Raw genomic sequence first — 14078 nt, 5'->3', positions numbered from 1 at the left:
AAGAGGTCTAAGCTGCCACAAATTCGTTCCACTTCTGAACCAGATAGGTTTGCTCTTGCATCACCGAGTTCCAGCAAACAATGTTGGCGAAGCGTTCCTTAAACGAGCCACCATCGCGCACGGCACCCTTCGATTCAATCTTCTTGCCAAACGGATCAATAATATCTGTCGCTGCTGCTTTGCCTTCATACCAGAAATCCCACTCTTCTGGCTTCATGAAATTACGAGCAGTTTCTGGTGCAGCGCTGTAATAACCTTGACGAGCCAAGAATCCACCCATCCACCCATCCAACATCCAGTTGAGGTACTCGTAGGCAGCATCTAGACCAACACCTTCTAGATTTCTAGAAACTCCAATGCCTCCTCCCCAACCGCGATATCCTTCCTTAAGGGGCGCATAAATGCAGTTAATTCCTCGAGCTTTGACGGCAGTGACCGCAGGCGACCACATGGATTGCAGCGCTACTTCCCCAGATGACATTAAGTTAACGGACTCATCAAAGTTTTTCCAAAATGCTCGGAACTGCCCATCTTTCTTGAGCTTAATCAGCATATCGGTCACTTTATCGAGTTCTGCCTTAGTCATGTTGCCCTTGTCGCCAAAGGTCATCATGCCTGCTGCCTCTAGGATCATTGCAGCATCCATAATCCCGATCGATGGGATATCTAACAGTGCAGTTTTGCCTTTGAATTGTGGATCAAGCATTTCTGCCCAAGATTCAATTTTCTTGCCCGTTAAATCAGGTCGATAGCCCAACGTGTCGGCATTATATTGAAACGGAATTAACGTTGCCCAGTCTGTCGGAGTGGCTGAAAACTCTTTGGAATCTTTGTCTTTAACGTACATTACTCTGAAGGGAGCCGTACCTTGAGAATCATTAACCTTTGCACCGTCGTCAAACTTACCTGTAGTGAAATAGGGAACGATTTTGTCCCAGTTTTTGATTTTTCTGATATCGATCGGTTGCAGGTTTCCTGATGGATACACCAGGGGCAAACTGAAATATTCTCCATCAAAAATGTCGTACTGCTTAGGCTGAGTAATGGCAATCTGGTTATTCTCTTCAGTGCCCAGTGCCCGCAGTTGAATCTTGAAGCCCAAATCTTTCTCAGCTTGGGCTTTAATCTCTTTACTTTGAGCGGCTCCGGTGCCGATAAACCGCAGCGTAACATCTTTGTAAGAATTGGTGATTACTCCTGGCGCACCTCCACTTGAGGCTTCCTTCTTGGAGCTACAGCTCACCGCCGCAACCATTGCTCCAGCAGCAAGTCCGGTTCTGATCACTTGACGACGACTAATCTTTGACATGGGTATTTAAGCTCACAAAATACAATAGGGATAGCACAAAGGTCTACGAAGCGAATTTGCGTAGCGATTCATTCGAGGTTGGAAGAAATCTATAGATTGGGTGGCTAGTAAGGAAGAAAAACGCAATCATCTTTTGACCAACTGAGGACAACTAGCTGTCCTTCGCGGAAGGAATTACGATTCCAATCATCTGTACGAGCTTTATAGAGCAGTTCTTGTCCGGTTGCTTCTGCCATTAGCGAAACTCGCGTTACGTATCCAGTCATTTCTATGGCGGTGATTCGGGCGACAACCTGGTTCCCTGCAAGGGTTGATTCGGCGGCAACGTCTGGGTTGTAAGCCTCAACATGGAGTAAGTCAGGACGAACCGAACATCCTGCCTCTGTCCCAACTGGGCTGGAGTAGCCTCGGCAGTAAAGATTACCAAAACCCTCTATTTCTAACTGCACAACATCCAATTCAGCATCACTGATCACGTTTTTCACTTTACCCGTGAAAATATTATTGTCGCCCATGAACTTGGCAACAAACTGAGAACCTGGACGATTGTATAATTCGTCTGGAGTGGCAACTTGGTCAAGGCGACCGTGGGTCATGACAACTACCATGTCAGAGAGGGAGAAGGCTTCTTCTACATGGTGTGTGACTTGAATAAACGTTAAGCCAAATTGCTTTTGAATTTTGCGGAGTTCAGTTCGCATTCGTACCCGCAGGTTTTCATCCAATGCACTGAGAGGTTCGTCTAGCATGAGCACTTGGGGACGAGTGACGAGTGCGCGTGCTAAAGCAATTCGCTGTTGCTGTCCGCCGCTAAGCTGGGTTGGTTTGCGATCGCTTGTGTGGCTCAGACCAATCATTTCCAAGATCTCTCCCACACGGGCACGACGTTCTATTTCTGGTACATTTTGCATTTTCAAACCAAACTCAATGTTTTCCCAAATCGTTTTGTGGGGAAATAGAGCATAGCTTTGAAACATCATCGAAGTGCTGCGTTTGGCGGCTGGCAAATCATTGACACGCTTATCACCAATTAGAACATCGCCGCTTGTAATATCTTCGTGTCCTGCAATCATTCTGAGCACAGTCGTTTTACCGCAACCGCTTGGGCCCAAAAGACAACAATATTTGCCAGCCGGAATGTCAAGCGTAATGTTTTCAACCGCTATCACGGAACCATACTTTTTAGTGACCGATCGCAGCGCCACCCCAGCAGCGGCTTGTGCCAAAGCTTGCTGAATATTGGCAGGAGAGGATGGGACAGGTCTGTTTACTTCAACCGTTTTTCTTCCGGTATCAATGGTCATGATTGCTCCTTCATAAGAAGAATAAATATTTGAACCTGATTAACTGAGTGAAAATCTTTGAATGAATGCTGCAAAATAGCTGAAGAAACGCCTCTCGGTCTACCAAAGAATTTTCTGCGCGCTTATCAACGCCCTCCTGGATAACTTCTCGTCAAATTGAATAGTCCAGTAATAGATCTAAAAGAACTCTGAAACTGGCATGTTTGATACAATCTAAGAGAACCAAATTGTAGACGATAATTGTATACAACTTTTGTACACGCCTTCTCAGTTCAAAAAAGTGTTTCTGGATACAAATTTCACGATTTCAATCAGGAGCTTAGAGAACATTCAGGCTCAAAGAACAATCAGAGCCGCATCAGGTTCAATCAGGTCTTTGTAAAAGCTTTTTTAGCGATTAACTTTTTCAGCGATGAAGCGGTCTACCCAAAATAGAAACTATGAATCGAGAGGCTTAAGAACAGGACGAGCACAATTTGTCATTTTTGGCGGCTAATATAGCTATGAGAGACGAGAGTATGTCATTATCTTTCTCTCATTCATCTCGCGATCGCCCTAACTCCCTGCTGAAAGTCAATTTATTTATGCCCGCTGCACCATCGCCCACTCCATCCAACAAGCCCACTGAGGATGTCATCTACACAGAGCTTTACAACTCCATCCTAGAGCGCAGGCTGCCGCCAAAAACGAAGCTGGGTGAAAGCCTCTTGGCTGAGTATTATGGGGTCAGCCGGACAATCATTCGGCAGGTGCTGCAACGGTTAGCGCACGATCGCCTGGTAAAGCTAGAACCTAACCGAGGTGCGTTTGTCTCTAGCCTTTCGCTGGAAGAGTCAAAGCAACTTTACGAGGCATGGCGGCTCACCGAAGCGGCGATCGTTCGGGAAGTTACCCAAACTATTACCCGTAAACAAATAGCAGCCCTGAAAAAACTAGTTGCAGAAGAACGGCAAGCCTGCGAAGCGCAAGATATTCCTCGATTGACGCTGCTATCGGCTCATTTCCACATACAACTTGCCGATTTGTGTCGGAATAGATTTCTGGGCAAGTTCTTAAGAGAGTTAGTCCCTCAAGCTTCACTGGCATTTTTTTACGAAGTCAGGAGTATGCCTATTTGTACCAAAGACGAGCATAGCGAAATTTTAGAATGCATTGCATCTGGCAATGAGGAAGCGGCTGTTGCAGCAGCAATGCGTCATTTAGATGGAATTGAGAAAGCCTTAAATTCTCGTGCCTCGCTAAAAAAACCAACCAGTTTGACTGATTTACTAAATACTCGGATTCCCTCAAGCTCTTAAAAAAAGCAGACATCTACTACTTATTCTTTGCTAAAAGATGCCTGCCACCACCGTTTGTAGTCTCTGCTACCTAACGAGTACCAGTGTCGACTAGGCTGGCTTTATACGTCACCCACGCACCAAAGTTAGAAATATTAGGCCAGTTGTATTGCTCAACCAACTCACGGGGATACAAAAAGGCTGTCAACACTTCGCCATCTTCCAAGGCAACATCGCTAGGATACATATCGGGCGGTTCGTTGGAAGCGAGTTCATTAAACTCTTCTAGGGTTAATTCGTAGACTTCACCAGGAATGGAAATGCCGCCCTCAGCCACTTCATAAATGGCTGGATGCCAACCGTCATGGGCAGCATGAAGGCGATAAATCGGACGAGTTCGCGCAACTCGAATAAATTGAGCATTTCCAAGGTTACTGTGATCCGGCTGTCCTCGGAGGGCAGAACCGCAAATAAAGATACGCTTGGTAACGGTTAGCCCACTGGAAAGTTCATCTTGCACTATACTCTGGGTCATAATTTGACTTCCTCTTGAATTGTATACAAAGTTTGTATACTATAACTTGATACCTAAACAGATACAAAAATTCAAGCCCTCTCTATCTAAGAGGATGTCTGAGAAGTCTAGGTTGCTATCCAATCCGCCCCCTAAATCCCCCATTTTGGGGGACTTTGAAGAAGGAGTGGCTCGGAAGTTCCCCAAAATGGGGGATTTAGGGGGCGAGTGTAAGAATCTTTGATACTTCTCAGACATCCTCTAAGACATGCCCAGTGCGCGTGGGCTTGTGCATCAGCAAAAAGTGCGTTATGAGATGCCCTAAGTCATTATGAAAATTAAAGTTATTAATCCAAATACAACGATCAGCATGACTGAAAAGATCGATGCTGTTGCCAGGTCAGTTGCCAGCCCTGGAGTTGAAATTATTACCTGCAATCCGGAGTCAGGCCCTGCCGTAATTGAGGGGCATTATGATGAAGCCCTAGGGACTGTTGGAATGTTGGATGAAATTCGGAAAGGGGAGATAGAAGGAATAGATGGATATGTTATTGCTTGCTTCGGTGATCCAGGGCTGCTGGCAGCAAGGGAACTAGCACAAGGCCCTGTGCTAGGAATTGCCGAAGCGGCGATGCATGCTGCCAGTTTCATTTCAACCGGGTTTTCCATTGTCACAACCTTAGGACGAACCCGGGTGATTGCTCAACGCTTGGTTAATCACTATGGGATGACGCAGTTTTGTCACAAGGTTCGGGCGATCGACTTGCCTGTGCTGAGTCTAGAAAGTTCGTGTGCGAGAACTGCTATTTTACAAGAGTGTCGTCTGGCGCTAGAAGAAGATCATTGTGGCGCAATTATCTTGGGCTGTGGGGGCATGGCGGATTTGTCGGCTCAACTGAGTCAGGAATTAGGAATTCCAGTCATTGAGGGGGTTAGTGTGGCGGTTAAATTTGTGGAAGCTCTGGTGAGTTTAGGGTTAAACACTAGCAAGGTGGGCGACTTGGCATATCCAACGTCCAAATCTTATTTAGGCAAAGTTTTTTAAGGCAAAGTTTTTTAACGATAATTGGGCGATCGAATGATTAATAAACCCAAAACTTGAGACTTGTTTAAATTAGCTCACCCTAAACTTAGAGACACCATCCGTCATCAGTTACGCTAAGGACTTCGATTTTTATCAATCGAATGAACTCGTAATCATATGCTTTGATCGCAGTTTTGATGCGGGCAACGTTTAAGAAATAATGCGTCATAAAATATTTAAATCTCTTAAGTAGCATCCCCTTGAACTATTGATTAACACCCGAATTACCGATATTTAACAACGGCAAGCAATTTTAAACGTGTCAGTAACGTATCGGCAAAGCGATCGCCCCACACTGCCTATTACCAGGGCGATACCGTCAGGATTTCTCTCTCGGTGCGTTGCCGACTAAACTACTCAAAACCGTTTTTATCTAGAAGAATAAAAACGGAGAAATCTCTTTATTTGCCTTGCACAATATCTTAACTTCCACTTAATCCCTATTAACCTTTACTCCAATTTGCCGAAACAGCAGTAATATTTTTGGGTGTTCCCGAATGACAATATGATCCCGAAGAGATTCAAATAAACCTTCCAGCCGCTCAACGATCGCCTCAGGGCATCTTTGACTAACGCCTATTTCTGACGTTGGTTAGTAGCGTAATGAAGGTAGAACGTCTTGAGTCTAGGAATTTTCGCCTGCAAAGATTTTTAGAAGACAGACAGAGTGAAATTCATCTCTTCGCCGACCAACATCAGCATTTTGTCAAGCAATCATTGAGACGCAGTTAAAACTTTTCACGAGGAAGATTTTGCATGGGAACCTGTGATCTGGGTCAAGAACCTCTAGCGGTTCATCAGTACTTTGAAGCTCAAGTCGCTCATACGGCTGATGCGATCGCCCTAGAGTTTGCCGATCAGCAACTGACGTATCAAACCCTAAATGAGCGATCGAATCAGTTGGCTCACTATCTGCAAGCCTTAAAGCTGCAACCTAATAGCCGAATTGGACTGTGTCTTGAGCGATCGCCAGAGATGATTGTGGCTCTACTGGCAATTCTTAAAATAGGTGCGGCTTACGTTCCTCTAGATGCGTCTTATCCATCTGAGCGCCTGGCTTACATGCTAGAGAACGCTCAGGTTTCTGTTTTACTGACGCAAAGCCAGCTAGTTAAGACCTTACCGACTCAGGACAGGCAGGTCATTTGTGTTGATGCAGATAGAGAGGCGATCGCCGCCCACAGTAGCCAAAATTTGGACGTTGAAGTCACGCCCAATCAACTGGCTTACGTGATCTATACATCGGGTTCAACGGGTCAACCCAAAGGTGTAATGATGCCCCACCGAGCATTAGTAAACCTAATTGCCTGGCAGCGGCAAGACTCGACGGTACACACAGGGCGATCGCTGCAATTTTCGCCCATTAGCTTTGATGTTTCGTTTCAAGAAATTTTCTCGACCCTTGCCGCTGGCGGAACGCTGGTACTGATTCCAGACGAAACCAGACGCGACCCCCAAAGCTTACTCAAGTTCTTAGATGACGCTGCGATTGAACGATTATTTTTGCCCTTTATCGCCTTACAGCAGTTGGCTGAAGTTGCCAAAGTTAAGAGTATTGTCCCTAAACATTTATGCGAAGTCATTACAGCGGGTGAGGCGCTGCGAATCACCGATGCGATCGCCCATTGGTTTACCGCGCTCACTCACTGCACCTTATCGAATCAGTATGGCCCTTCCGAAAGTCATGTGGTGACAGCTTATACCCTCACAGGACATCCCAAAACCTGGAGTCTGCTGCCCGCCATTGGTAAGCCCATTCCTAACACACAAATCTATCTATTAGACGAACAGCTTCAGCCAGTGCCTTCTGGCGCCCCAGGAGAAGTGTATATTGGCGGCGTTTGTCTGGCGCAAGGGTATCTCAACCGCCCTGATCTCACGAGCGATCGCTTCATTACCAATCCTCATACCGCCAATCCTCATACCACTGATCAAGAAACGCGACTTTATAAAACTGGAGACTTAGCCCGTTACCTACCCGACGGCAATCTTGAGTATTTGGGTCGAATTGACCAGCAGGTTAAGATTCGGGGATTTCGCATTGAGCCAGGTGAAATTGAATCAGTGCTAGAGCAGCATCCCGACATTCGCGAAGCTGTAGTTGCTGCCAGGGAAGACGTGCCAGGAGATAAGCGGCTGGTCGCTTATATTGTTACTGCTGATAATGATAGTGCTGATAATGATGGTGCGGCTGATAATAGTGCGGCTGATAATAGTGCCGATAATGTCCGCAATCTGGCTCAAACTCTTACCGCAAAAGAACTGCGTCAGTTTCTCAAATCTCGGCTACCCGAGTACATGGTGCCTAGTCGCTTTGTCTACGTCGATCGCTTTCCCCTCACTCCTAGCGGCAAAGTCGATCGCCTCTCGCTTTTGAAAGATCATCCCGTCGTACCTGTTCCTAGTCAGAGGCTGGGTGCAGAAATTGCATCGCCCCAAACCGATACTGAAGTGCTGCTCACCCAAATTTGGGGCGATGTCTTAGGTCTGGAAGCGATCGGCATTGATGACAATTTTCTAGAGTTAGGAGGTCACTCGCTACTGGCGGTTCAAGTTCTCTCTCGAATTCACGATGCTCTTCAGGTTGAGCTACCACTACGGCATTTATTTGAAGCGCCTACCATTCGTAGCCTGGCTCAGGTTGTGGAGGCAGCCCATCAGGACACAACCCCATCACCCCGCGTTTTGCTGAAACCCCTCGATCGCAACGGTCACTTACCCCTGGCTTCGGTGCAAGAGCCGCTGTGGTTTTTAGATCAATTGGTGCCCCATCATCCGTTCTATAGCGTTCCAGAGGCGTTTCGGCTGACGGGTCAGATCAATGTAGCAGCATTGGAGCAAAGTTTACAGGAAATTGTCAAACGCCATGAAGTACTGCGATCGACGTTTGAAATTGCAGAAGGGAAGCCCGTTCAAGTCGTCCATTTAGCTCCCAATCTGCGTTTGCTTAGAGTTGTCGATTTAAGAGATTCAGATCCTGATCAAAGAGAATCAGAGGCTTGGCAGTGGATCAACAAGGAAGCTAAAATTCCCTTTAACTTAGCAAAAGATCTTCTTCTTCGAGCGACGCTGTATCGCTTGGAAGACAGCGAATCGATTCTTTTCTTAAATCAGCACCACATTATTTGCGATGGTTGGTCGATTAGCATTCTTCTGCAAGAACTCTCTTTGCTATACGCCACGTTTGCCGCAGGGCACGATTCTCCCCTACCAGCACTCAGCGTTCAGTATGCCGATTTTGCAGTTTGGCAGCGGCAGTGGCTCCGCGACGAGGTGCGATCGCAACAGCTTAATTACTGGAAACAGCAGCTGGGCGGCGATCTACCGATCCTACAGCTACCCAGCGATCGCCTGCGTCCTCACGTTCTGACCTATCAAGGAGCACGTCACTTTCTGTCGCTGCCCAGTGCCTTAACTCAGAAGCTAAAAGACTTGAGCCGACAGGAAGGGGCTACCCTATTTATGACTCTGTTAGCAGCATTTCAAGCCCTGCTCGCGCGCTATAGTGGGCAAACCGATATTAGGGTCGGTTCACTGGTGGCAAACCGCCATCGCTCTGAACTGGAAACAATGCTGGGCTTCTTTGCCAACACTTTGGTTTTGCGAACCGATGTATCAGGGGCACCTAATTTTCGAGAACTGCTGCATCGGGTGCAGGCAGTAACACTAGCAGCCTATTCCAATCAGGACGTACCTTTTGAAGAAGTGGTGCAGGCTCTCCAGCCCGATCGCACCCTCACCCAAAATCCGCTCTTTCAAGTTCTATTTAATTTACAAAATACGCCGACTTCTGGCTGGACAGCGCCTCTCGCCCTCACCCGCCTCGATCTTGATAACCAGACAGCGAAGTTTGACTTGTTTTTAGAACTTGCCGAAACCCCTGAGGGACTTAAGGGCTACTTTGAGTACAGCACCGATTTGTTTGACGCGACGACGATCGCCCGCATGGCTGAGCATTTCCACAACTTGCTAGCCGGGGTAATTGCCAATGCCGATCAGCGACTGGCGCGTATTGGCATTCTTTCCGCTGCCGAGCGACAGCAGATTGAAGCGTGGAATGACACTGCCACAGAGATTCCGCTACTGGGAGTGCATCAGCTATTTGAGGCACAGGCAGAACGAACTCCCCACGCGATCGCCGTGCAGTACGCAGAACAACAGTTGACTTACCAGGCGCTAAATCAGCAAGCCAATCAACTGGCGCATCATCTACAAGCAATCGGAGTGAAACCCGACACCCTGGTGGGACTCTGCCTGACGCGATCGCTCGATCTTGTCGTGGGGCTGCTGGGCATTCTCAAAGCAGGTAGGGCTTATGTGCCTCTTGATCCGGCTTACCCTCAAGCCCGTATCGCTTTTATGCTAGAAGACTCTCAGGTTGCAGTGTTGGTAACAGAGCGATCGCTGCTAAAAACATTGCCCCCAACTGCCGCACAGATAGTTTGTCTAGATGACAACTGCGATAGAGCAACTAATGAAAGTTCTAACGATCGCAGTTCTGACAATTGCAGTTTTGACAATCCCATTAGCCAAATCACTGCCGAGCATCTGGCTTACACCATTTATACTTCTGGTTCTACAGGCAAACCTAAAGGAGTGCAAATCTCCCATCGTGCCCTGACAAACTTGCTGCATTCCATGGGTCAGGAGCCAGGATTAACGGCACAGGATATTTTGCTATCGGTCACGACGATTTGCTTCGATATTGCTGCTCTAGAAATTTATTTGCCGCTAGTTGTCGGAGCTTGCGTCGTTATAGCAAGCCGTGAGGCGACGATGGACGCTAGACAGCTTGCTGATTTAATTGAACAGTCTGGCACCACTGTCATGCAAGCCACTCCGGCAACCTGGCGGTTGTTATTGGCAGCAGGATGGCAGGGAAATTCACGGCTTAAGATTCTGTGTGGCGGTGAGGCACTTCCTCGCGAACTGGCAGATCAGCTTTTGGTCAGAAGTCAGTCTCTCTGGAACATGTATGGGCCGACCGAAACTACGATCTGGTCTGCGGTTCACCAGGTACAGCCTGGAGACAAGCCTGTGCCTTTGGGTAGGGCGATCGCCAACACCCAACTCTATCTGTTAAATCCTCATCACCCAGAAACAGGCGCGATCGAACCTGTGCCAATTGGTGTGCCAGGTGAGATTTGTATCGGAGGGCTGGGTTTAGCGAGGGGATATCTCAATCGTGATGAGCTAACGCAAGAGCGGTTCATTCCCAATCCATTGCGATCATTCTTGCCTCCCTCAAGCCTAAGGAATCTTGAATCCGTTTACAAAACTGGAGATCTTGCCCGTTATCTGCCAGATGGCAGCATCGAGTACATGGGTCGGGTTGATCATCAGGTTAAAATTCGCGGTTTCCGAATTGAATTAGGAGATATTGAATCCACCATTTGTCAACATTCAGCCGTTCGGGAAACTGTGGTGCTTGCCCGTGAAGATACCCCTGGCGACTCACGTTTAGTGGCTTACGTCGTGATGCGATCGCCCGACACTCAGTCTCTACCTTACCAACAGCAGACCCAACAGTGGCAAAAAATTTGGGATGCTGCCTATAGCCAGTCTTTTTCAGGTCAGGATGCTACCTTCAATATTTCTGGCTGGAACAACAGCTACACGCGCTCTTTGACTGCCGCCGAGGAGATGCAAGAGTGGGTTGACCACACCGTAACGAGAATTCTATCTCTGCATCCACAGCGGGTTTTAGAGATCGGCTGTGGGACAGGACTCCTGCTATTCCGCATTGCGCCTCACTGTGAGCATTACTTGGGAATTGACCCCTCAGAAACAGCAATAAAACATATTAGAGAGCATCTAATACTCAATGAACAATGGTTTCATGTGCAGTTGGATAACCGAGCCGCAGATACTCTTGATCACTTGAAAATTAACGCTTTTGATACGGTTATTATTAACTCTGTTGTTCAGTATTTTCCCTCCATTGAGTATCTAGTGAAAGTTCTGGAGCAAACCCTAAAGCAGTTAAATCCAGGAGGTTCTATCTTTATTGGCGATGTTCGCAGCTTGCCGCTACTACAAGCGTTTCATACCTCTATACAACTTTATCAAGCGGCTGATGACTTAGCGATCGCCGACCTCCAAGAGCGCATTCGAGAGCGGGTTGCTCACGAAAGTGAACTGCTTATCGATCCAACCTTTTTTACAGATCTAAAACAGCGTCTTCCGGCAATCGATCGAGTCGAAATTCAGCTTAAGCGAGGTCACTGTCACAACGAACTTACCCGGTTTCGGTACGATGTTATTCTGCACATTGGCACGCAGTCTACTTCAACGCCCTCGCCCAATATCTTATCTCATGAACATATCTTACCTGATTGGCAATGGCAGCCAGACTTCACCGTTTCTGCCATTCATCAACTGCTAGAAACGAAGCAACCCAGTTGTTTTAGGCTATCTCATATTCCTAACTCGCGGCTCTCAACAGAGATAGCAGCCCTACAACAATTAAAAGACAATTCTCAGTTAGACACCGTAGGAATGCTTCGTCAAGCTTTGCAAAATTTGCCCATTGCAGCAGGGATTGACCCAGAGGACTGGTGGCAGCTAGAGCAGAATTCGCCCTACCGCGTCTCTATCACTTGGGCAGCCAATCAGAACGATGGCAGCTATGATGTAGAATTTCAGAATACAGAATTTCAGAGGTCTTGTAGCGATCGCGCCCTTGAAGTGCAGCCGCCTTCCGCCGAGAGCCTACAGCCCAATTTGCAGTCATGGCAGCACTATGCAAACACGCCTTTTCAGGGAACCCATCACTTTATTCCAGAGTTACAGACACTGGTACGAGCAGCATTGCCCGACTACATGATGCCCTCAGCCTTTGTAGTATTAGATGCCCTGCCACTTACCCCCAACGGCAAAGTCGATCGCCAAGCATTGCCTGCCCCTAGCCGAGAGCGCTCCGTTTCGCATACCTTCATTGCCCCTCGGACTCCTATTGAAAAGCAGTTAAACGAGATTTGGGCTGAGATTCTGGGAATTGCTCAAGTAGGCATTGAAGATAACTTTTTTGAATTGGGTGGGCACTCTCTGCTAATTGCTCAAATGGTTGCTCAGGTACAGTCCGCTTTTAATGTAGAGCTTTCGCTATTCAATGTTTTTAACACTCCTACCATTCAAAGTTTGGCAACGGTAATTGGCGATCGCCAATCGGGTCACGCTGCAAACCAAGCTCATGCAGCCCTTGACCTGAGGGCAGAGGCAGTCTTAGATCCCACTATTTTCCCTAAGGGAACGTTAGAGAAACCTGCTCACCCACCTGCCAATGTCTTGTTAACAGGTGCAACCGGATTTTTGGGAGCGTTCCTGCTGCATGAATTGTTAGAGCAAACTCAAGCAACCGTCCACTGTTTGGTGAGAGCCGCTACCATTGAAGCAGGAGCGCAGAGGCTCCAGCGTAATCTAGCTAGCTACTCCCTCTGGCAGCCGGATCAAGCTTCCAGAATTATTCCGGTTTTGGGAGATCTATCGCTGCCGCTGTTAGGATTATCGGCTGAGCAGTTTCGTGCTTTAGCCGCTACCCTCGACAGCATTTATCACAGCGGCGGCTTTGTGAACTTTATCTACCCCTACTCAGCCCTGAAAGCAGTTAATGTCCTAAGCAGTGAAGAAATATTGAGATTGGCGGCTCAAGTGAAGGTGAAGCCTGTCCATTTTGTTTCAACTCTCGGCGTGTTCTCTCCGATCGCCTATCAAAATGGGCAAATTATTCGACAGGAGCAACCAGAACCTTCAGAAGGATTATATGGCTATACTCAAAGCAAATGGGTTGCCGAGAAACTATTGGCGATCGCCCAAACCCGCGGCATTCCGAGTACTGTTTACCGTCCTGCTTGGATTGAAGGACACAGCCAAACAGGAATTTGTAATTCCAGCGACTTCTTCCGCAGCTTAATTAAAGGATGTATTCAGATGGGAATTGCTCCAAATTGGCGGATGCCCGTAGATCTCACACCCATTGACTATATCAGTCAGGCGATCGTTCATCTTTCCTTGCAAAACACTGCTTCAGAGAAAGCGTTCAACTTCTCCAATCCCCATACTATTTCATGGCATCAATTGGTAAATTGGATGAATAAATTTGGCTATTCTATTCAAGAAATTCCCTATGAACAGTGGATTGCAGAAATCAAAGAGCACATTCAGCATCAACCAGAAAATGCCCTGCATCCGTTCTCAACATTCTTGTTTGAGAAAGTAACCGGGCAGCAAATGACCATACCCGAAATCTATTTTCAAACCCACTCAATTCAGTTTGACTGTCAACCTCTTGTCGATGAACTGGCAAGCTTATCAGCCCCTTATCCAGCCATAGACGATATTCTTCTCACAACGTACTTCCAGCAGTTTATCCACAGCGGATTTTTAGCTCCACCACTTGCGTAATACCTTGGCGTATCTCATAAAAAGTACAGTCTAGAGCAGTAACAGTTTCTCTTTGTTTGACTGGTTAAGTCGGCAATACAGCAGATAGACCTCTCCCCCAACCCCTTTCCTTCAGGAAAGGGGCTTTGATTTAGATTCATACTTTCATTCAGTAACACCATTTTGAGATTGTCGGTTTTACCATTGA

General features: G+C 47.2%; 6 protein-coding genes. 3 read left to right on the top strand and 3 right to left on the bottom strand.

Features of this window, described 5'->3' with window-relative positions; genetic code table 11:
• Window positions 1-7 precede the first annotated feature (7 nt).
• Together KME11_11465 and KME11_11460 are read right to left on the bottom strand one after the other, a co-directional pair.
• Window positions 8-1309 carry a substrate-binding domain-containing protein gene (locus tag KME11_11465; GenBank protein MBW4515834.1) on the bottom strand — a complete coding sequence of 434 codons (1302 nt, stop codon included), beginning with the start codon at window positions 1307-1309 and terminating at the stop codon, window positions 8-10.
• Between the two features lie 104 nt (window positions 1310-1413).
• On the bottom strand, window positions 1414-2613 hold the full coding sequence (locus KME11_11460; protein MBW4515833.1) for an ABC transporter ATP-binding protein: 1200 nt from the start codon (window positions 2611-2613) through the stop codon (window positions 1414-1416).
• A 518-nt stretch (window positions 2614-3131) separates the two neighbouring features.
• On the opposite strand from KME11_11460, the gene KME11_11455 reads away from it, so the two are divergent.
• Window positions 3132-3911: a GntR family transcriptional regulator gene (locus KME11_11455; GenBank protein MBW4515832.1), complete on the top strand. Its 780-nt coding sequence runs from the start codon at window positions 3132-3134 to the stop codon at window positions 3909-3911.
• A gap of 70 nt (window positions 3912-3981) precedes the next feature.
• On the opposite strand, the gene KME11_11450 is transcribed toward KME11_11455, so the two are convergent.
• Window positions 3982-4425: a gamma-glutamylcyclotransferase gene (locus KME11_11450; GenBank protein ID MBW4515831.1), complete on the bottom strand. Its 444-nt coding sequence runs from the start codon at window positions 4423-4425 to the stop codon at window positions 3982-3984.
• A gap of 310 nt (window positions 4426-4735) precedes the next feature.
• Here KME11_11450 and KME11_11445 point away from each other — a divergent pair, with 310 nt between their 5' ends.
• Window positions 4736-5449, top strand: a complete 714-nt coding sequence (locus KME11_11445; protein MBW4515830.1) for an aspartate/glutamate racemase family protein — start codon at window positions 4736-4738, stop codon at window positions 5447-5449.
• A gap of 795 nt (window positions 5450-6244) precedes the next feature.
• The gene (locus KME11_11440; protein MBW4515829.1) at window positions 6245-13891 is read left to right on the top strand and encodes an amino acid adenylation domain-containing protein; all 7647 of its coding nucleotides are present in this window, start codon (window positions 6245-6247) and stop codon (window positions 13889-13891) included.
• Window positions 13892-14078: the final 187 nt, after the last annotated feature.

It is taken from the genome of Timaviella obliquedivisa GSE-PSE-MK23-08B, from assembly GCA_019358855.1.
GTDB lineage: Bacteria > Cyanobacteriota > Cyanobacteriia > Elainellales > Elainellaceae > Timaviella > Timaviella obliquedivisa.
This window is presented reverse-complemented; position numbering and strand designations above follow the sequence as displayed.

Excerpts from the sequence above, each read along its gene's own strand:
- KME11_11465 (MBW4515834.1), bottom strand. The coding sequence starts at position 1,309 with ATGTCAAAGATTAGTCGTCGTCAAGTGATCAGAACCGGACTTGCTGCT.
- KME11_11460 (MBW4515833.1), bottom strand. The coding sequence starts at position 2,613 with ATGACCATTGATACCGGAAGAAAAACGGTTGAAGTAAACAGACCTGTC.
- KME11_11455 (MBW4515832.1), top strand. The coding sequence starts at position 3,132 with ATGTCATTATCTTTCTCTCATTCATCTCGCGATCGCCCTAACTCCCTG.
- KME11_11450 (MBW4515831.1), bottom strand. The coding sequence starts at position 4,425 with ATGACCCAGAGTATAGTGCAAGATGAACTTTCCAGTGGGCTAACCGTT.
- KME11_11445 (MBW4515830.1), top strand. The coding sequence starts at position 4,736 with ATGAAAATTAAAGTTATTAATCCAAATACAACGATCAGCATGACTGAA.
- KME11_11440 (MBW4515829.1), top strand. The coding sequence starts at position 6,245 with ATGGGAACCTGTGATCTGGGTCAAGAACCTCTAGCGGTTCATCAGTAC.